Origin of the sequence: Nonomuraea sp. NBC_00507, assembly GCF_036013525.1 — a bacterium.
Lineage (GTDB): Bacteria > Actinomycetota > Actinomycetes > Streptosporangiales > Streptosporangiaceae > Nonomuraea.
Genome location: NZ_CP107853.1, coordinates 6,925,678 through 6,944,668, shown reverse-complemented (window position 1 = coordinate 6,944,668; position 18,991 = coordinate 6,925,678). Strand labels below are relative to the sequence as shown.

At 70.6% G+C, this 18,991-nt stretch carries 15 protein-coding genes; 9 read left to right on the top strand and 6 right to left on the bottom strand.

The genetic code is table 11. The annotated features are described in order from the left end of the window. Positions 1–24: 24 nt before the first annotated feature. Genes OHA25_RS33470 through OHA25_RS33455 form a run of 4 tightly spaced genes read left to right on the top strand, consistent with a single transcriptional unit; the run spans position 25 to position 6,772 of the window. Positions 25–1,044: a LacI family DNA-binding transcriptional regulator gene (locus OHA25_RS33470; protein ID WP_327580912.1), complete on the top strand. Its 1,020-nt coding sequence runs from the start codon at positions 25–27 to the stop codon at positions 1,042–1,044. Further along, positions 1,041–3,041 carry a beta-galactosidase gene (locus OHA25_RS33465; protein ID WP_327580911.1) on the top strand — a complete coding sequence of 667 codons (2,001 nt, stop codon included), beginning with the start codon at positions 1,041–1,043 and terminating at the stop codon, positions 3,039–3,041. The genes OHA25_RS33470 and OHA25_RS33465 overlap by 4 nt, the downstream gene beginning before the upstream one ends. 27 nt (positions 3,042–3,068) lie before the next feature. Beyond that, positions 3,069–5,384 carry an alpha-xylosidase gene (gene yicI, locus OHA25_RS33460; protein WP_327580910.1) on the top strand — a complete coding sequence of 772 codons (2,316 nt, stop codon included), beginning with the start codon at positions 3,069–3,071 and terminating at the stop codon, positions 5,382–5,384. After that, positions 5,381–6,772: a GH1 family beta-glucosidase gene (locus OHA25_RS33455; protein WP_327580909.1), complete on the top strand. Its 1,392-nt coding sequence runs from the start codon at positions 5,381–5,383 to the stop codon at positions 6,770–6,772. The genes yicI and OHA25_RS33455 overlap by 4 nt, the downstream gene beginning before the upstream one ends. Here the strand turns inward: OHA25_RS33455 and OHA25_RS33450 are convergent. The 6 genes from OHA25_RS33450 to OHA25_RS33425 all read right to left on the bottom strand — a co-directional run bounded on the left by OHA25_RS33450 (position 6,769) and on the right by OHA25_RS33425 (position 13,791). Next, positions 6,769–7,599 carry an SAM-dependent methyltransferase gene (locus OHA25_RS33450; protein WP_327580908.1) on the bottom strand — a complete coding sequence of 277 codons (831 nt, stop codon included), beginning with the start codon at positions 7,597–7,599 and terminating at the stop codon, positions 6,769–6,771. The genes OHA25_RS33455 and OHA25_RS33450 overlap by 4 nt on opposite strands. A 41-nt stretch (positions 7,600–7,640) precedes the next feature. Then, positions 7,641–8,678, bottom strand: a complete 1,038-nt coding sequence (locus tag OHA25_RS33445) for a hypothetical protein (RefSeq protein ID WP_327580907.1) — start codon at positions 8,676–8,678, stop codon at positions 7,641–7,643. 11 nt (positions 8,679–8,689) lie between these two features. Next, positions 8,690–9,325 carry a nitroreductase family protein gene (locus OHA25_RS33440; RefSeq protein ID WP_327580906.1) on the bottom strand — a complete coding sequence of 212 codons (636 nt, stop codon included), beginning with the start codon at positions 9,323–9,325 and terminating at the stop codon, positions 8,690–8,692. Between the two features lie 161 nt (positions 9,326–9,486). Then, complete coding sequence (locus OHA25_RS33435) at positions 9,487–10,623, bottom strand: Fic family protein (protein ID WP_327580905.1); 1,137 nt, start codon at positions 10,621–10,623, stop codon at positions 9,487–9,489. Between the two features lie 72 nt (positions 10,624–10,695). Then, positions 10,696–11,796, bottom strand: coding sequence for a glycoside hydrolase family 53 protein (locus OHA25_RS33430; RefSeq protein ID WP_327580904.1), 1,101 nt, complete (start codon positions 11,794–11,796; stop codon positions 10,696–10,698). Between the two features lie 9 nt (positions 11,797–11,805). Then, positions 11,806–13,791, bottom strand: coding sequence for a beta-galactosidase (locus OHA25_RS33425; RefSeq protein ID WP_327580903.1), 1,986 nt, complete (start codon positions 13,789–13,791; stop codon positions 11,806–11,808). A gap of 183 nt (positions 13,792–13,974) precedes the next feature. Here OHA25_RS33425 and OHA25_RS33420 point away from each other — a divergent pair, with 183 nt between their 5' ends. From OHA25_RS33420 to OHA25_RS33400, 5 genes are all read left to right on the top strand, one after another. Continuing rightward, entirely contained in the window at positions 13,975–15,291 is a 1,317-nt protein-coding gene (locus OHA25_RS33420) for an ABC transporter substrate-binding protein (protein ID WP_305921362.1), read from the top strand. Beyond that, complete coding sequence (locus tag OHA25_RS33415; protein WP_327580902.1) at positions 15,288–16,160, top strand: carbohydrate ABC transporter permease; 873 nt, start codon at positions 15,288–15,290, stop codon at positions 16,158–16,160. Before OHA25_RS33420 ends, OHA25_RS33415 begins: the two co-directional genes overlap by 4 nt. Then, positions 16,160–17,023 (top strand): carbohydrate ABC transporter permease, encoded by an 864-nt coding sequence (locus OHA25_RS33410; protein WP_327580901.1) that lies wholly within the window; start codon positions 16,160–16,162, stop codon positions 17,021–17,023. The genes OHA25_RS33415 and OHA25_RS33410 overlap by 1 nt, the downstream gene beginning before the upstream one ends. Further along, positions 17,020–18,015 (top strand): LacI family DNA-binding transcriptional regulator, encoded by a 996-nt coding sequence (locus tag OHA25_RS33405; protein ID WP_327580900.1) that lies wholly within the window; start codon positions 17,020–17,022, stop codon positions 18,013–18,015. The genes OHA25_RS33410 and OHA25_RS33405 overlap by 4 nt, the downstream gene beginning before the upstream one ends. Positions 18,016–18,116: 101 nt before the next feature. Continuing rightward, positions 18,117–18,950 (top strand): SAM-dependent methyltransferase, encoded by an 834-nt coding sequence (locus tag OHA25_RS33400; RefSeq protein WP_327580899.1) that lies wholly within the window; start codon positions 18,117–18,119, stop codon positions 18,948–18,950. Positions 18,951–18,991 lie beyond the last annotated feature (41 nt).

Genomic DNA, 18,991 nt, shown 5'->3' with positions numbered 1-18,991 from the left:
CGACAACGGTATCGCGGGAGGAGCATGTCTTCGCTCCGTGACGTGGCCGAGCGGGCTCAGGTGGCGGTCAGCACCGTCTCGGCGGCGCTCAACGGCACCCGCCCGGTGGCCGCGGCGACCAAGCTGCGCATCGAGCAGGCCGCCGCGGAGCTCGGCTATCGCCCCAACCTGCTGGCGCGCGGGTTGCAGAGCAAGCGGACCCGGATCCTGGCGCTGCTGTTCCCCGCCCCGCGCAGCGGTTTCGGCCTCACCGAGATGCAGTTCGCGACCGGTGCCGCCGAGGCGGCCAGCGAGCTGGGCTATCACCTGCTGCTGTCGCCGGAGAGCGCCGACCCGATCGACGAGCTGCGCCACCTCACCGGCCTCGGGCTGGTGGACGGCGTGCTGCTGATGGAGGTGCGGCTGGACGACGAGCGGACCGCGTTCCTGTCGGCGGCCGGGGTGCCGTTCAGCATGATAGGGCGCACCCGGGAGCCGGGCTCGATCGACTACGCCGACATCGACTTCGCGGCCACGGCCCGCGACGCGGTGGCGCACGTGGCCGGGCTGGGGCATCGCACGCTGGCCTTCTTCAACCTCTCGGCCGACCTGTACGCCGACGGCTACGGCCCCGCGATTCGGGCCGGCGAGGAGTTCGCGGCGGCGGCCCGCGCCGCGGGAATCGACTACGTGGACGGCTACCGGCCCGGGTCCGCCGAGGAGGGCCGGGAGGCGTTCGAGCGGCTGCTGCAGGCGCACCCGGAGGTGACGGCGCTGGCGGTGATGGACGACCACGCGGCCGCCGGAGTGATCGCGGCGGCGGCCGCACACGGCCGGCGCATCCCCGAGGACCTGACGCTGATCCTGGTCTTGTCGTCGGCCAGGGTCGCCGAGATGTTCAACCCGAAGCTGACGACGCTGGAGCCGCCCAGCACCGAGCTGGGCAGGCTGGGCGCGCACATGCTCATCGACCGGCTGCAGGGCGCCGGCCCGCCGCGGCAGCACCTGGTGCCCTGCCGCCTGGTGATCGGCGACAGCTCCGCTCCGCCCCGGAGCCTGTCATGACGGCGCGGCCGGGGATGCACACGCTCACCCGCGAGCGCGGGCTGCTGTTCGGCGGCGACTACAACCCCGAGCAGTGGCCGGAGGAGGTGTGGGCCGAGGACGCCGAGCTCATGAAGGCCGCCGGGGTCAACCTGGTCACGGTCGGCGTCTTCAGCTGGGCGCGGCTCGAGCCGGAGCCGGGCGCGCGCGACTTCGGCTGGCTGGACCGCGTGATGGACCTGATGGCCGGGGCCGGGGTCGCAGTGGACCTGGCCACGCCGACCGCCTCGCCGCCGCCCTGGCTCGGCCACCGCTGGCCGCAGACGCTCCCGGTCGACGAGTCCGGGCACCGGCTCTGGTACGGCTCGCGCAACCAGTTCTGCCCGTCGTCCCCGGTCTACCGGGAGCGGGCACTGGCGATCGTGACCGACCTGGCCGACCGGTACGCGGACCACCCCGCCCTGGCGCTCTGGCACGTGGGCAACGAGTACGGCCAGGTCTGCCACTGCGACGAGACCGCGGCCGCGTTCCGGGCCTGGCTCCAGCAGCGGTACGGCGACCTGGACACGCTGAACGAGGCGTGGGGCACCACGTTCTGGAGCCAGCGTTACAGCGAGTGGGCCGAGATCATCACGCCCCGCCGCGCCCCGTACATCATCAACCCGACGCAGCAGCTCGACTGGCAGCGCTTCTGCTCCGACGCGCTGCTCGCCTGCTACCGCGCCGAACGCGACGTCCTGCGCGAGCGCACCCCGGACGTGCCGATCACCACGAACTTCATGGGCCTGTTCAAGCCCGTGGACTCCTGGGCGTGGGCCGGCGAGGAGGACATCGTCTCCAACGACTGCTACCCCGACCCCGAGGACCCGCTCTCCCCCGCCCGCACCGCCCTCACCCACGACCTGATGCGCGGCCTCGGCCGGGGGCTGCCGTGGCTGCTGATGGAGCAGTCCGCCGGCGCCGTCAACTGGCGGCCGCACAACCTGCCCAAACCGCCCGGCCAGCTCCGGCTGGAGTCGCTGCAGGCGCTCGCCCGCGGCGCGGACGGATTGTGCTACTTCCAGTGGCGGGCATCCCGGTTCGGCGCCGAGCGTTTCCACGCCGCGATGGTGCCGCACGCGGGGCCGGACACGCGGCTGCACGCCGAGGTCCGCGCGCACGGCCAGGAGCTGCGCAAACTCGCCTCCGTGGCGGGGCAGCCGGTGCCGGCGCGGGTGGCGATGGTCTTCGACTGGACGAGCTGGTGGGCGCTGGAGGAGCGCGGCCGCCCCAGCGACCGGCTGGGCGCCGCCGACCAGCTGCTCGCCTACTACGTGCCGCTCTGGGAGCGCGGCGTGAGCGTGGACCTCGTGCCGCCCTCCGCCGACCTGAGCGCGTACGCGCTGGTCGTGGTGCCGAACCTGTTCCTGGTGACCGACGCGGACGCGGCGGCGCTGACGGGCTACGTACGCGGCGGCGGGGTGCTGGTCGTCGGGCCGTTCTCCGGGATCGCCGACGAGCGGGCGCACATCCGCACCGGCCGGTTCCCCGCGCCGCTGCGCGCGGTGCTCGGCGCGTCCGGCGAGGAGTGGCAGCCCGTCGCGGGCGAGGTGCGCTGCCGATGGGACGGCGGTCCCGAGTTCACCGCGCACACCTGGACCGAGCTGATCGCCGCGGAAGGCGCCGAAGCGGTGGCCACGTTCAGCGAAACGGGGCATCCTGCGGTGCTGCGGCACCGCGCCGGCGACGGCGTCGCCTGGTACGTCGCCACCATGCCCGAGCCCGCCGCGCTCGGCGAGATCACCGCGCGGGCGCTGGCCGACGCCGGCGTGCGCGGGGTCCTGCCCGACGGAGTCCGGCTGCCGCCGGGCGTCGAGGCGGTCCGCCGCGGCGACGTGTTGTTCCTGCTCAACCACGGCCCTGAGCCGGTGCGTGTGCCCATCCCGGAGGCGGCTGAAGACCTGCTGACCGGAGCCACCTCGGAGGGCCAGGTCGCGCTGGCTCCTCGCGCGGTCGCCGCGCTGCGCCCGCACGGTTGATCAAGTCCCCCTCGAGAACGGATCAGGATGAAGTTCAAGGACGGTCACTGGCGCATGCGGGCGGGCGTGCGGGCCGCGTACGCCGTCGCAGCGCACGACGTGACCGCGGACGCCGCCTCGCTGCGGGTGCTCGCGCCGACCCGGCCGATCACCCGCCGCGGCAACACCATCGACGGCCCGGTCCTGCGGGTGGACGTGTCGTCGCCGATGCCGGACGTCATCCGCGTCCGCACGGTGCACTTCGCCGGGTCCGTGCCGGACTCCCCCGCCTTCGAGGTACGCGACGACGCGCCCGAGGTCAAGATCTTCGTGGACGCGGAGACGGCCGCCCTGACCAGCGGCGCGCTCACGGTGCGGCTGAGCAGGGACACGCCGTGGGAGATGACCTTCAGCGCCGGCGGGCGCGAGCTGACCCGCAGCGACGGCAAGAGCCTCGGGATCGTGCACGACCCCGATGACCGGCACTTCATGGTGGAGCAGCTGCGGCTCAGCGCCGGAGAGCTGGTGTACGGGCTGGGCGAGCGGTTCGGCCCGCTCGTGCGCAACGGGCAGGCCGTCGACATCTGGAACGACGACGGCGGCACCACCAGCGAGCTGGCGTACAAGAACGTCCCCTTCTACCTCACCAACCGCGGCTACGGGGTGTTCGTCAACCACCCCGGGCGGGTGTCGTTCGAGGTGGGGTCGGAGACGGTCTCGCGCGTGCAGTTCAGCGTCGAGAGCCACGACCTGGAGTATCTGATCATCCACGGGCCGACGCCGGCCGACATCCTGCGCCGCTACACGGCGCTGACCGGCCGGCCCGCGCTGCCGCCCGCCTGGTCGTTCGGGCTGTGGTTGTCCACGTCGTTCACGACCGACTACGACGAGGCCACGGTGACGTCGTTCGCAGACGGGATGGCCGAGCGGGACCTGCCGCTGAGTGTGTTCCACTTCGACTGCTTCTGGATGCGGCAGTACCGGTGGTGCGACTTCGAATGGGACCCGGAGGTGTTCCCCGACCCGGAGGGCATGCTGCGCCGGCTGAAGGAGCGCGGGCTGAAGGTCTGCGTGTGGATCAACCCGTACATCGGGCAGGCGTCCAGCCTGTTCGACGAGGGCATGGCGGCCGGGCACCTGCTGCGCCGGCCGGACGGCACGGTGTGGCAGGATGACCACTGGCAGGCGGGGCGGGCGCTGGTGGACTTCACCTCACCGTCGGCCAGGGAGTGGTTCGCGGGCAAGCTGCGCGGCTTGCTCGACATGGGGGTGGACGCGTTCAAGACCGACTTCGGCGAGCGCATCCCGACCGACGTCGTCTACGCCGACGGCTCCGATCCCGAGCGTATGCACAACTACTACTCCCTGCTCTACAACCAGACCGTGCACGACGTGCTGGCCGAGCGGGGCGCGGCCGTGCTGTTCGCGCGCTCGGCCACGGTCGGCGGGCAGCGGCTGCCGGTGCACTGGGGCGGCGACTGCGAGTCGACCTACGAGGCCATGGCCGAGTCGCTGCGCGGCGGGCTGTCGCTGGGCATGGCGGGGTTCGGGTTCTGGAGCCACGACATCGGCGGGTTCGAGGGGCGGCCCGATCCGGCCGTGTTCAAGCGGTGGGTGGCGTTCGGGCTGCTGTCGTCGCACAGCCGGCTGCACGGGAGCGGCTCGTACCGGGTGCCGTGGTTGTTCGACGAGGAGTCGGTGGACGTGCTGCGGTCGTTCACGCGGCTCAAGAGCCGGCTGATGCCCTACCTGTACGGCGCCGCGGTGCAGGCCACGACGGACGGCCTGCCGGTGATGCGGGCCATGCACCTGGAGTTCCCCGACGACCGGGGCTGCGACTACCTGGACGCCCAGTACATGCTGGGGCCGGACCTGCTGGTGGCGCCGGTGTTGTCCACAGAGGGCGACATTTCGTACTACGTCCCTGACGGTGTGTGGACGCGGCTGCTGGACGGCGAGACCGTCACCGGCCCCGGCTGGCGCAGCGAGCGGCACGGGTTCGACAGCCTGCCGCTGCTGGTGCGGCCCGGCGCGGTGCTGCCGATCGGGTCCCGCGAGGACCGGCCCGACTACGACTACGCCGACGACGTCACGCTGCAGGCGCACCAGCTCGCCGACGGCGACGTCCGCACCGTCACCGTCCCGGACGCCGACGGCGGCGCCGGCGCGGTCTTCGAGGTGTCCCGCACCGGCGACCGGATCCGCGCCCGCCGCCTGCAGGGCGCGCCCGCCCGCTGGAGCCTGCTGCTCGCCGGCGTGCGCGAGGCCCGGCACCCCCGGGTGGAGACGACGCCCGGCGGCGTGCGGGTGGCCGCCGAGCCCGGCACCGACGAGATCGAGATCATTGTTGAAGGAGCACCATGACCACTTTCCCCGACAACTTCCTGTGGGGCACCGCCACCGCCTCCTACCAGGTGGAGGGCGCCTGGAACGAGGACGGGCGCGGCCCGTCGATCTGGGACACCTTCTCCCACACGCCCGGCCTGGTCACCAATGGCGACACCGGTGACGTGGCCTGCGACCACTACCACCGGCTGGAGGAGGACCTGGACATCCTCGCCGAACTCGGCGTGGGCGCCTACCGGTTCTCCCTGTCCTGGCCGCGCGTGCAGCCGGGCGGGCAGGGGCCCCTCAACCAGCCGGGCGTCGACTTCTACAACCGGCTGATCGACGGCCTGCTCACGCGGGGCATCGCCCCGGTGGCCACCCTTTACCACTGGGACCTGCCGCAGGAGCTGGAGGACGCGGGCGGCTGGCCGCACCGCGACACCGCGCTGCGCTTCGCCGAGTACGCCGCCCTCATGGGCGAGGCGTACGGCGACCGCGTGCACACGTGGATCACGCTGAACGAGCCGTGGTGCTCGGCCTACCTGGGCTACGCCTCGGGCGTGCACGCCCCGGCCAGGACCGAGCCCGCCGCGGCGCTGGCCGCCGTGCACCACCTCAACCTCGGCCACGGCCTGGCCGTGCAGGCGCTGCGCTCAGTGGCCGCCCCGTCCGCGCAGATGTCGGTCACGCTCAACCTGCACCACGTGCGCGGCGTGTCGGCGGCCGACGCGGAGGCGGTGCGCAAGGCGGACGGGTTGTCCAACCGGGCCTTCCTCGGCCCGATGCTGGAGGGCGCCTACCCGCGCGACCTCATCGAGGACACCGCCGCCGTGACCGACTGGTCGTTCGTGCGCGACGGCGACGAGGCCGCCGCCTGCCAGCCGCTGGACATGCTCGGCGTCAACTACTACAACCCCACGCTGGTGCGCCAGTGGGACGGGGTGAGCGCGCGGGAGACCGCCGACGGGCACCAGGACGGCGCCGCGTCCCCGTGGATCGCCTGCGAGGACGTCGAGTTCGTGCACCAGCCCGGCCCGTACACCGAGATGGGCTGGAACATCGACGAGACCGGCCTGACCGAGCTGCTGCTGCGCCTGCACCGCGACTACCCGTCCATGCCCACGATGATCACCGAGAACGGCGCCGCGTTCCCCGACCCGGTGGGCGCCGACGGCCGTGTGCACGACGCGGACCGCGTCGACTACCTGCACCGGCACCTGACCGCCGTGGCGGAGGCGATCAAGGGCGGAGCGGACGTGCGCGGCTACTTCGTGTGGTCCCTGATGGACAACTTCGAGTGGGCGCACGGCTACGCCAAGCGGTTCGGCATCGTGCGCGTGGACCGCGACACGATGGAGCGCACCTGGAAGGACAGCGCCCACTGGTACCGGGACGTGGTCGCCACCGGCAAGCTGCCCGGCTAGGGCTTCCTGGCCACGGCCCCGACGAAGGTGTGGTAGGTGATGCCCGGAGTGGCTGTGTCTCCGTCGTCGGGGCGCCACTCCGGAAGCGGCACCAGGCCGGGGTCCACCAGCTCGAGGCCGCCGAAGTAGGCGAGCAGCTCGTCGCGGGTGCGCCACCGGCCGGTGCCGAGGTACTCGTTGAAGATCTTCTCCGCGGCGTAGGCCTGCTTCGACACCTCGGGGTGGGCCTCGCCCGGGTTGTGGAAGTGGGAGATCACCACGTGGCTGCCCGGGGCGAGCGGGGCCACCAGCCGGCCCAGGATGGCACCGGGGTCCTCGTCATCGGACAGGTGGTGCAGGAGCCCGAACAACAGCAGCCCGACAGGGCGGCTGAAGTCGATCAGGGCGCGCGCCTGCGGGTCGCCGAGAATCTTCTCGGGCTCCCGGGCGTCGGCCTCGATGACGGTGGTGGTGGCGTCCGCGGCCAGCAGCGCCTGGCCGTAGACGAGCACGATCGGGTCGTGGTCGACGTAGACGACCCTCGTGCCGGGGGCGACGGACTGGGCGATCTCGTGCACGTTGCCCTGCGTCGGCAGGCCGGAGCCGATGTCGAGGAACTGCCGGATCCCGGCCTCGCCCGCCAGGTAGCGGACGGTGCGGCGGAGGAACTCCCGGTTGGCCCTGGCCGCCTCCGGCGCGTCCGGCGCGACCTTCAACGCCATCTCAGCCACGTGGCGGTCGATCGCGTAGTTGTCCTTGCCGCCGAGCATGTAGTCATAGACGCGCGCGACACTCGGCTTGGTGGTGTCGATCCCTGGGGGCGCGGTTTCCTGCTCGCTCTCGGGCACAGCCGGCTCCTTGCGACGGGGTCGGGGCTACACGGATGATCTTAGCCGCCGAGCTCGCCGCGCAGCAGCCGCGCGGCGCCGGACATGGCCCGCATCTTGCCCGCGGCCGACGCCCGCGGCAGGTATTTCATGCCGCAGTCGGTCGCGATGACGATCCGCTCGGGCGGCACCCACTCGAACGCCCTGCGCACCCGCCCCGCCACCACCTCCATCGGCTCCACGTCCGGCCTCGACAGGTCGATCACCCCGAGAATGATCGTCTTGTCCTTCAGGTCGGACAACACCCCGAGGTCCAGTCCGGACTGCGCGGTCTCGATCGACACCTGCTGGACCGGGCAGCCGGCCAGCTCCGGCAGGAACGAGTACGCCTCCGGCCGCTCGTGGATGATCGCCGCGTACCCGAAGCAGATGTGCACCGCCGTCGTGCCGACCACGCCATCCAGTGCCGCGTTGAGCGCGGCCAGCCCGTACGCCCGCGCCGCCTCCGGCCTGGCCTGCATGTACGGCTCATCGATCTGCACGATGTCGGCCCCGGCCGCGAACAGGTCGCGCATCTCCGCGTTGACCGCCGCCGCGTAGTCCATCGCGGCCGCCTCGGCGTCCGGGTAGTGGTCGTTCTGCGCCTGCTGGCTCATCGTGAACGGTCCCGGCACCGTCATCTTGACCGGGCGATCGGTGTGGGTGCGCAGGAACCGCAGGTCGTCCACCTCGACCGGGAGCGGGCGGCGGATGGGGCCGACGATGCGCGGGACGGGGTTCGGGTGGCCGCTGCGGTCCAGCGCCGTACCCGGATTGTCCAGGTCGACGCCCTCCAGGGCGGTGGCGAAGTGATTGGAGTAGCTCTCGCGGCGGATCTCCCCGTCGGTGATGATGTCGAGACCGGCGCGCTCCTGGGCCCTGATGGCCAGCTCGGTGGCGTCGTCCTGGGCCTGACCGAGCTGCTCGGGCGGGATGCGCCAGAGCTCCCTGGCCCGCACCCGGGGCGGGAACCGGCCCGCCAGTTTGGCGCGGTCGATCAGCCATTCGGGCTGGGCGTAGCTTCCTACCAGCGACGTCGGCAGCAGCGGCAGAGATGTCACGGGCCCTCCATTCACCAGCGATCGAGGTGCAGCACTTCGTCGAGCGGCCGGCGCGGCGCGGGCCTGAACGTGTCCCCGATGTAGTAGGCGGTGGGGAGGAGCACGCCCTGGCGTACGTCGGCGGGAATGCCGAGCAACTCGGCGATCTCACTCTCGTATGCGAGGTGCAGGGTCGTCCAGGCCGTGCCGAGCCCGCGGGCGCGGGCGGCCAGCATGTAGCTCCACGCGGCCGGCAGCAGCGACCCCCACAGGCCTGCCTGGTTGCCCTCGGGCAGCCCGCCGCCGGGCAGGGTGATGCAGCCGATCACCAGCACGGGCACGTCGCCCATGTGCTCGCCGAGATGGACGGAGCTGCCGGCCACGCGTCGCTGCGTGGCGGCCCGTTCCGGGTCGTCCTGGAACAGCGACCCGGCGGAGGCCCCCGACTCGTAGTAGGCGCGGAAGGAGCGGCCGTAGTAGTCGCCGATCTGTTTCCGTACCTCCGGGTCGGTGACCACGATCCAGTGCCAGCCCTGCCGGTTTCCGCCGGTGGGGGCCTGGAGGGCGATCTCCAGGCACTCGCGGACGAGGTCGAGGGGGACGGGGCGGGTCAGGTCGAGGCGCTTGCGGACGCTGCGGGTGGTGGTGAGCAGCTCATCGGGCGTCATGCCGCCCATCATGTCAACGTCACCGGGTGATCCAAAGGGCCCGTTCGACCTCGGCCCTGGGCCAGCACCGTCAGGGTGTCGCCGACGGCCATGCCGCGCGTGGCAGTCGCTGAATCGCCGGCGCCCGCCTGGTCGGCACGGCTTGTGCCTGCACAACGCGATCAGGGATTGTAGGGGTCGGTGAGGGGCAGGGGCGTGCGGGCGGCGTCCAGGGCGGCTTGGGGGAAGTTGGGTCCAGCCGTGTAGAACCGGGCACGGGTGCGGCCGATCGGGGTGAGGATCTCGGCTGTGACGAGGTCGCGCAGGTCCCGCTGAGCTTGCTGGAGGCTGAGGCCCTCGGCACGTTCATATCGGCTGCGGCGGACGCGGCCGGACATGGCCACATCGTGCAGAGCGGTGACGATGCGCTCGTCCATGCCTCGCCGCTCCGCGATGTCGCCGAGCAGCGTCCACACACGGGTGGAGCGGTCAAGACGGTTCTTCACGGTCTGCGCCTGCTGATGATAGGCGGTGAGGTTGAAGCGGATCCAATCCGAGACGTCTTGATCTGGCCGGTACGTGGAGCCGCGCCGGGCGAGCGCGGCGTAGTACTCCCAGGTGTTGCCCGGCCGCCCAAGCCACGCCTCGATGGAGGAGAACTCGGGTGCGAGCACTCCGTTCCTGGCGATCACCAGTGTTTGGAGGGAGCGGGGCATACGCCCGTTGCCGTCTGCCCATGGGTGGATGGAGACCAGATGGAGGTGGGCCATAGCGGCCCTGATGAGCAAGTGGGAGCCGTCGTCGGTATTGAGCCAGCCGGACAATTCCCGCATCAGCGCGGGGACGTCCTCCGCGTCCGGGGCCGTGTAGGCCGCAATGCTGGGGTCGCGCGCGTCGGTGACATAGACAGGCCCTCGGCGCCACTGTCCCGCAGGCTTGCGCTGCGTGTGCCTGTGCCCCTGGAGCATCCAATGCAGAGCGTTCAGGAACCCCGTGCTGTAGCAGAAGTCCTCCACATCATGGAGGGTCTGGATGTAGGTCATCATCCGCTGGTAGGCGAGGGTTTCCTCGCGGTTCTCATCGGAGACGTCCACGTCTCGCTCACCCTCGAGGAGATCTTCCACATCGATCGTGGACACCTTGAAGCCCTCGATCGAGTTGGAGGCGGCGACGGCGTCGGCCGTGAGGAACTTACGCAGCCCTTCGGTCCGCTTACTCGGCGTGGACTGCAGTTGGTGGCGGAGTATTTGCCGAGCCACCTCGATCTCTTCGAGAACTCTCCGGTCGGCGTCGGTGAGCGCGGGAGTCGGGAACAGCATGACGCAATCATTGCGTCAATGCGTCCCGTCCCGCCGTGAGCCTCGACGACGGGACGGGACGAGGGCCGTGGATCAGCTGTGGCCGAGTACCCGCATGGCAGGCATGGCGCGGTCGGAGTAGTCGAACAGGGCCTGGTTCTCCCAGCCGTTGCCGGACGACGGGTCGGCCGGGTCCCAGCCGTTGCCCTTGACGCCGGTCCAGGTGGCCTCCCAGGTGAACAGGCCGAGACCCAGCCCGCCCGGCACCTGGCGGACGATGTCGGCGACCTTCGCCAGCATCGCGGCCTGGCCCTGCGGGGTGGCCTGGTAGCCGGGGTACGGCTCCGGCGACAGGATGATGTTCTCCCAGCCGTCGTCGTCGGCCGTGGTGAACGGGTAGGCGGTCTCGACCACGACGACGGGCTTGCCGTACCGGGTGGCCACGTCGTTGATGTTGGCTCGGAACGCCTCCAGCGTGCCGTGCCAGTACGCGTAGTACGACAACCCGATCACGTCGTACCGGATGCCGTTGGCGTTCGCGTTGTCGAACCACCACCGGTAGAGGCCGTTGTCGCCGCCGTTGGCCAGGTGCAGCACGACTCTCGTCGAGGTGGACACGGCCTTGACCGCGTCGTAGCCGGCGTTGAGCAGGGCGGCCGTGTTGGCCCAGGTGGAGTTGGAGCCGTCCGGCCAGAGCAGGCCGCCGTTGATCTCGTTGCCGACCTGGACCATGTCGGCCGTGGTGCCCTGGCGGCGCAGCGCGTCGAGGACGTCGTAGGTGTGGTCGTACAGCGCCTGCTTGAGCTGGTCGAACGGGAGCGCCTCCCAGGCGGCGGGCTTGAACTGCTTGCCCGGGTCGGCCCAGGTGTCGGAGTAGTGGAAGTCGACCAGCAGCTTCATGCCTTGGGCCTTGGCCCGCTTGGCGATGGCGAGCACCTGGGTCTTGGTGTTGTAGCCGTCGGCGGGGTTCACCCACACCTTGAGCCTGATGTAGTTCAGCCCGGCCTGGGACAGGATGCGGAGTGCGTCGGCGGGGCGGCCGCGGGCGTCGCGGTAGACGCCGCCGAAGGCCTCGGACTTGGCGAGGCTCGAGATGTCGGCGCCCCTGATCTGCAGGCGGGCCCCGGCCTGCGCCGGTTGCGCCACGACGACGAGGGCGGCGGCTAACAGCAGTGCGGTCAGGATGCGTTTCATCGGGTCTCCCTAGGGGTGGGGGGATTCCACGACGACGGTGACCGCGCCGGGCGCGACGGTGACCGGCCCGTCGTGGCGTACACCGTCGAACACGCTCGTGCCGGTCACCCCCTCGACCGTCACCGGCTCGTCGCCGTGGTTGATCAGGAAGACGTGCCGGCCCCGGCGGACCAGCTCGAGGGTGTCGGGCAGGCCGCGCGGGCGGGAGACGCCCGCGTGGTCGAGCACCTGGGCGAGCAGGTCGCGCAGGCCGGTAACGGGCGCGGTGGCGAGGTACCAGGCGGTGCCGGCGCCGAGGTCGTGGCGGGTGACGGCGGGGTGGCCCGCGTCGGGGCCGGCGGCGAAGTCCCGTACGGAGGCCGCGCCGGCGGGACGGACGCGCTCCGACCAGATGCGGGCGGTGTCCCCGCCGGTCAGCATCACGGTCTCGGCCGCGCGCAGGGGGTGGAACTCCTCGATCGACAGGCCGAGCAGCTCGCGCAGCGCGCCGGGGTGGGCGCCGGGGTGGATGGTGTCGTGTTCGTCGACGATGCCGGAGAAGTACGACACGAGCAGGTTGCCGCCGGCCTCGACGTACCGGTGGAGGTTCTTGGCGGAGGCCTCGGTGAGCAGGTACGAGCTCGGCGCCACCACGACCCGATATCCCGAAATATCAGCGGAAGGGTGCACGAAGTCCACCGTGACGTGCTCCCGCCACAACGCCTCGTAGAAGGCGTCCACCCGCTCCCGGAACGTCAGGTCCACCGACGGCCGCCAGTCGAGCTCCAGCGCCCAGTACGACTCCCAGTCCCAGACGATCGCCACGTCGGCCCGCACCCGGCTCCCCTGCAGATCGGCGAGCTTGCGCAGGTCGGCGCCGAGCCGCACCACCTCGCGCCACTGCTCGGAGTCGGTGCCGGCGTGCGGGACGAGGCCGGAGTGGAACTTCTCGGCCCCGAACCGCGAAGCCCTGAACTGGAAGAACAGCACGCTGTCGGAGCCGCGCGCCACGTGCGCCAGGCTGTTGCGGCGCATCTCCCCCGGCCGCTTGGCGATGTTGCGCGGCTGCCAGTTGACCGCGCCGGCCGAGTGCTCCATCAGCATCCACGGCGCACCGCCCGCCACCGAGCGGGCCAGGTCGGCGGACATGGCCAGGTCGATGTGGTTGTCGGGCCGCTCGGCGGCGAGGTAGTGGTCGTTGGCGATCACGTCGAGCTCGCGGGCCCACTGCCACAGATCGGTGGACTTGCAGTTGACGGTGCCGGCGAAGTTCGTGGTGACCGGGATGCCCGGGGTGAGCTCGCGCAGGATGTCGCGCTGGAGCGCGTAGTGCTCGCGGTGCTGGCCGTCGCTGAAGCGGGCGTAGTCGAGGCGCTGGGCCGGGTTGACGACCGTGTGGTTGAAGCGGGGGGCGTCGATCTGGGACCAGTCGGTGTAGGTCTGGCCCCAGAAGGTGGCGCCCCAGGCGTCATTCAAAGCCGAAATATCCTGATATGTCATGCGAAGCCACTCGCGCCAGGCCGCCACGCTGTGCTCGCAATAACACTCGCCGAGCGGCGCGCCGTACTCGTTGTGCACGTGCCACATGACCACGGCGGGGTGGCCGCGGTAGTGCTCGCCCAGAGCGCGCACCAGGCGCGCGGTCGCCTCACGGAAGGCCGGGGCGCTGGAGCAGGCGCTCTGCCGCCCGCCGAACCCGATCCGCGTGCCCTCCCTGGTCACCGGCAGCACGTCGGGGTGCGCGGCGACGAACCAGGCAGGCGGGGCGGCCGTCGGCGTCGCCAGGTCGACCGCGACCCCGGCGGCGTGCAGCCGGTCGATGACCTCGTCCAGCCAGCCGAACTCGTAGCGTCCCTCAGCCGGCTCCATCAGCGCCCACGAGAACATGCCCACGCTGACCAGGTTGACCCCGGCCTCGCGCATCAGAGCCACGTCCTCTTCGAGGACCTCGCGCGGCCACTGCTCTGGGTTGTAGTCCCCGCCGTAGGCGATGCCAGCAGGACGCTCCGGATACATCCATCCCCCTCGAGAAGCTTCTGTGAACGTGCACAGTAAGGCACGACCTGCCTTTGAGGGAACAGTGACCTCGAATTTTCCTGCTCGCCCTGGAGGTTAACGAGACCGTAACGACCCCTTGACGGGTATTTCCGGACTGTTCCACTCTGTGCACGTTCACAGAACCCCCTACGGAGGTACGCAATGCGCGCCAACCGCCTTGGAGCAGCCCTGGCCGTCGCCCTCACGGCCACCCTCGCGAGCTGCGGGTCGGGCGAGCCCGCTCAAAGCACCGAGGCGGCGCAGAGCCCCACGGCCGCCGCCCAGGGACCGGTCAAGCTCGTCTACTGGACCTGGGCCCCCAACATGGACAAGATCGTCGACGTCTGGAACAAGGCGCACCCGGACATCCAGGTGACGGTCAGCAAGCAGGCCGGCGGCGACGACGCGGCCGCCAAGTACCTGACCGCGAGCAAGGCCGGCAACCCGCCGGACCTGGTGCAGGCCGAGTACCAGCACCTGCCGTCGTTCATCGCCGCCGACGCGGTGGCCGACCTCAAGGCCGAGACCGCCGCGGTCAAGGGCGAGTTCTCCGAGGGCCTGTGGAACCTGGTCACGCTCGGCACCGAGGGCGTGTACGGCATCCCGCAGGACAGCGGCCCCATGATGCTCTTCTACCGCCAGGACCTGTTCGACAAGTACGGCATCGCGGTGCCGAAGACCTGGCAGGAGTACGCCGACGCGGCCCGCACGGTGCGCAAGAAGGACCCCAAGGCCTACCTCGGCACGTTCTCCAGCAAGGACCCGGGAGCGTTCACAGGCCTCGCCCAGCAGGCCGGCGCGCAATGGTGGTCGATCAGCGGCGAGTCGTGGAAGGTCAACATCGCCGACGAGCCCACCAAGAAGGTCGCCGACTACTGGGACGGCCTGGTCAAGGAGGGCGCCATCGACGACATGCCGTTCTTCACCCCCGAGTGGAACAAGGCGCTCAACGACGGCAAACTGCTGAGCTGGCCGTCGGCGGTGTGGGCGCCGGGCGTCCTGTCGACCAACGCGCCCAAGGCCAAGGGCAAGTGGGCCATCGCGCCGCTGCCGCAGTGGAACGCCGGTGAGAGCTTCAGCGGCTTCTGGGGCGGCTCCTCCGTGGCCGTGTCGGCCAAGACGCCGAACAAGGCCGCCGCCGCGCAGTTCGCCACCTGGCTCAACACCGACCCGGCCGCCCTGGAGCTGCTGGTCAAGGAGGCCGCGATCTACCCGGCCTCGACCAAGGCTCAGTCGGCGCTCGGCGAGGCCCCCGAATACTTCTCCAACCAGCCCGACTTCTGGCAGCAGGCCGCCACCGTGTCCGCCGGCGCACGCGGGTTCACCTTCGGGCCGAACGTCGGCGTGACGTACAACTCCTTCAAGGACGCCTTCGACAAGGCGCTGCAGAGCAAGTCGCCGTTCTCCGCCGCCATTCAGACCATGCAGGACGCCACGGTCGCCGACATGCGCAAGTCCGGCTTCCAGATCGCGTCATGAAGCGTTCGGCCCCTTACGTCTTCCTGACCCCGGCCATCGTCCTGTTCACCCTCTTCCTGGCCGTGCCCATCGGCTACACCGTCTACCTGGCGATGCTCAGGAGCAAGGTGTCGGGGCTCGGCCTGGGGAAGGGCTCGCGGCGGGAGGTGTTCGTCGGGTTCGACAACTTCGCCGCCGCCCTGTCCGACGCGGAGCTGTGGAACGGGTGGCTGCGGGTGCTCGGCTACGGCGCGCTGGTGCTGGTCGTGATGCTCGGCCTGGCGCTGCTGTTCGCGTTGCTGCTGGACTCGGCGCGGGTGCGGCTGGCGCGGTTCTCCCGGATCGCGATCTTCCTGCCGTACGCCGTGCCGGGGGTGGCGGCCACCCTGCTGTGGGGGTTCCTCTACCTGCCCTCGCTCAGCCCGATCAGGGAGATCCTGGACGTCGACTTCCTCGGCGCCACCACCGTCACGTACTCCATGGCGAACGTGGCGGTGTGGGGCGGGGTCGGCTTCAACATGCTCGTGCTCTACACCACGCTCCGGGCGATCCCACGCGACCTGTACGAGGCGGCGCGGCTCGACGGCGCCTCCGAGTTCCAGATCGCGATCCGCGTCAAGATCCCGATCCTGGTCCCCGCGATCATCCTGACCACCGTGTTCTCGATCATCGCCACGATCCAGGTGTTCACCGAACCGACGACGCTGCGCCCGCTGACCAACACGATCAGCTCCACGTGGAGCCCGCTCATGAAGGTCTACCGCGACGCGTTCGTCACCGGCGACCTGTACTCGGCCGCCGCCACGTCGATCGTCATCGCGGCGATCTCACTCGTCCTGTCGTTCGGGTTCCTGCGCGTGGTCCGCAACCGCGCCTTCGGGGAGGGCTGATGACCGCTGTCTCGCATCGCAGGCCGCGCGGCAAGGCGGCGTTCGGCGGCCTGGCGCCGACGGCGCTGCTGCTGATCGGCGCGATCTACTGCCTGTTCCCGGTGCTCTGGGTGCTGATCGCGGCCACCAAGTCGCCGGCCGAGCTGTTCAGCACCGGGACGCTGGCCGTCGGCACCGGCTTCTTCGACAACGTGACACAGCTGTTCGCCTACCGCGACGGGGTGTTCTGGTTGTGGGCGGCCAACACGCTCATCTACGCGGGCGGCGGCGCGCTGCTGTCCACCGCGGTCTCGGCCGTCTCGGGGTACGCCCTGGCCAAGTACCGCTTCCCCGGCAGGAACCTCATCTTCAACCTGCTCATCGGCGGCATCCTGGTGCCGGCCGTGGTGCTGGCGATCCCGCAGTACCTGCTGTTCTCCAAGATCGGCCTGGCCGACAGCTACTGGGCGGTCCTGCTGCCGCAGATCCTGCACCCGTACAGCATCTACCTGGCCCGCATCTACGCCGCTGCGGCCATCCCGGACTCCTTGCTGGAGGCGGGGCGCATCGACGGAGCCAGTGAGGGGCGCCTGATGTGGCGGGTGGCGATCCCGCTGATGGTGCCCGGCATGGTGACGATCTTCCTGTTCCAGTTCGTGGCGATCTGGAACAACTTCCTGCTGCCGTTCATCATGCTCGGCGACGACGGCAAGTTCCCGCTCACGGTCGGGTTGTTCACGTTGCTGCAGTCGGGGGCGAACCAGCCGTCGCTGTACAACCTCATCCTGACCGGGGCGTTCCTGTCGCTGGTCCCCTTGATCGCGCTCTTCCTCACGATGCAGCGATACTGGAGGACCGACCTGTCCTCCGGAGCCGTCAAATGAAACGCCCCACGATCCACGATGTCGCCGCCGCCGCGGGCGTGTCCCGCGGCACGGTGTCCCGCCTGCTCAACGGGGACAAGTACGTGAGCCCGGCGGCGCGCGTGGCCATCGAGCGGGCCATCTCGGAGACCGGCTACGTCGTCAACCGGGCTGCCCGCAGCCTGGTCACGCAGCGGACCGGGTCGGTGGCGATGGTGTTGTCGGAGCCGCACCAGAAGCTCTTCGAGGACCCCAACTACAGCACGCTCATCCGCGTCGCCATCAGGATGCTGGCCGAGCGGGACATGTCGCTGGTGATGATGCTGGCCGGCGACGAGGGCGACCGCGAGCGGGTGGTCCGCTACGTGCGCGGTGGCCACGCCGACGGCGTGCTGCTCGTCTCGACGCACGCCGGCGACCCCCTGGTCGAGGCGCTCACCTCGGGGCCACCCGCCGTCTCCTGTGGCGCCGTCATCGGCCACGAGAACGTCATCCCGTACGCGGCCGCCGACGAGCGGCTCGGCGCCCGCCAGATGACGGAGTATTTCGTCAGCCAGGGCCGCAAACGCATCGCCATGATCACCGGCCCGATGGACACCCCCGGCGGCATCCAGCGCCTCGAGGGCTTCGCCGAGGTGCTCGGCCGCAAGGCGACCACGAAGCTGATCGCGCACGGCGACTGGACGCAGGCCAGCGGCGAGCGGGCAATGGCCGAGCTCCTGGACAGGGCGCCCGACATCGACGCGGTCTTCGTGGCCTCGGACCTGATGGCGGCCGGAGCGCTGGCCACGCTGCGGGCGGCGGGGCGCCGGGTGCCGCACGACGTGGCGGTGGGCGGTTTCGACGACTCGTCGGTGGCGCTCTCGACACATCCGCCGCTGACCACGATCAGGCAGCCGCTGGCGGAAATGGCACAGGAGACCATCCGGCTGCTCTTCGCGCTGCTGGACGGGGCGAAACACGTCGACCCGGTGATACTGCCGACGGAATTGGTGGTCAGAGAATCGGCCTGACCTTAATGGGGCCCGTGTGACGCATTCCCGAAAAACGACGATTTTCCGGGAACGGCGAAGTAAGATCACACAAATCCCCATTGACCCATGAGGAGCCGGCCGTGAGCGACCGCGAGCACGAGCGCGCACCGCAGGGCATCGACACGACCAAGCCCAGCGTGGCCCGCGTGTACGACTTCATGCTCGGCGGCAAGGACAACTACGAGATCGACCGCCAGGTGGCGCGCCGGGCGCTGGAGGTGGCCCCGGACGCGCCCGAGGCGGCCAGGGCCAACCGGGAGTTCCTCGCCCGCGTGGTCCGCTACCTGGCGGGCGAGGCCGGCATCCGCCAGTTCCTGGACCTCGGCTCAGGCCTCCCGACCCAGGGCAACGTCCACGAGATCGCCCAGTCCGTCACCACCCGCGCGCACGTCGTCTATGTGGACCACGACCCGATCGTGCTGGTGCACGGCCGCGCGCTGCTGGCCGTGGACGACACCACCACGGTGGTCGAGGCAGACCTCAGGGATCCGGAGGCGATCCTCAGTCATCCCGAGGTGACGCGGCTGATCGACTTCACCGAGCCGGTGGCCCTGCTGATGTTCGCCATCCTCCACCACCTGGCCGACGATGAGGATCCGGGCGGGATCACGGCGCGCATCATGGACCGCCTGGCCCCGGGCAGCTATCTGGCCGTGTCCCACTTCCACAATCCGGGCGAGGCGCTTCCCGAGGTGTCCCGGCAGGCGTACTCGGCCGAGAAGATCTTCAACGAGTCGCTGGGGACGGGGCGGTGGCGTGCGCGCGAGGAGATTCTCGCGTACTTCGACGGTCTGGAGTTGATGGAGCCGGGGCTGGTGCCGCTCCCCGAGTGGCGGCCGGACGCCGAGGACCGGGCCGAGCCCGGGATCACCTATCACACGTTCGTGGGGGCGGTGGCGCGCAAGCCGCGCTAATGATCAGAAGCGGTGGCCTTCTCTCGTATTTATGTCGGCTG

What these genes read in the sequence shown, in the direction of transcription:
- OHA25_RS33415 (WP_327580902.1), top strand. Translation starts at nt 15,288, where the DNA reads ATGAAGCGTTCGGCCCCTTACGTCTTCCTGACCCCGGCCATCGTCCTG.
- OHA25_RS33430 (WP_327580904.1), bottom strand. Translation starts at nt 11,796, where the DNA reads ATGAAACGCATCCTGACCGCACTGCTGTTAGCCGCCGCCCTCGTCGTC.
- OHA25_RS33425 (WP_327580903.1), bottom strand. Translation starts at nt 13,791, where the DNA reads ATGTATCCGGAGCGTCCTGCTGGCATCGCCTACGGCGGGGACTACAAC.
- OHA25_RS33435 (WP_327580905.1), bottom strand. Translation starts at nt 10,623, where the DNA reads ATGCTGTTCCCGACTCCCGCGCTCACCGACGCCGACCGGAGAGTTCTC.
- OHA25_RS33455 (WP_327580909.1), top strand. Translation starts at nt 5,381, where the DNA reads ATGACCACTTTCCCCGACAACTTCCTGTGGGGCACCGCCACCGCCTCC.
- OHA25_RS33465 (WP_327580911.1), top strand. Translation starts at nt 1,041, where the DNA reads ATGACGGCGCGGCCGGGGATGCACACGCTCACCCGCGAGCGCGGGCTG.
- OHA25_RS33440 (WP_327580906.1), bottom strand. Translation starts at nt 9,325, where the DNA reads ATGACGCCCGATGAGCTGCTCACCACCACCCGCAGCGTCCGCAAGCGC.
- OHA25_RS33405 (WP_327580900.1), top strand. Translation starts at nt 17,020, where the DNA reads ATGAAACGCCCCACGATCCACGATGTCGCCGCCGCCGCGGGCGTGTCC.
- OHA25_RS33410 (WP_327580901.1), top strand. Translation starts at nt 16,160, where the DNA reads ATGACCGCTGTCTCGCATCGCAGGCCGCGCGGCAAGGCGGCGTTCGGC.
- OHA25_RS33470 (WP_327580912.1), top strand. Translation starts at nt 25, where the DNA reads ATGTCTTCGCTCCGTGACGTGGCCGAGCGGGCTCAGGTGGCGGTCAGC.
- yicI (WP_327580910.1), top strand. Translation starts at nt 3,069, where the DNA reads ATGAAGTTCAAGGACGGTCACTGGCGCATGCGGGCGGGCGTGCGGGCC.
- OHA25_RS33420 (WP_305921362.1), top strand. Translation starts at nt 13,975, where the DNA reads ATGCGCGCCAACCGCCTTGGAGCAGCCCTGGCCGTCGCCCTCACGGCC.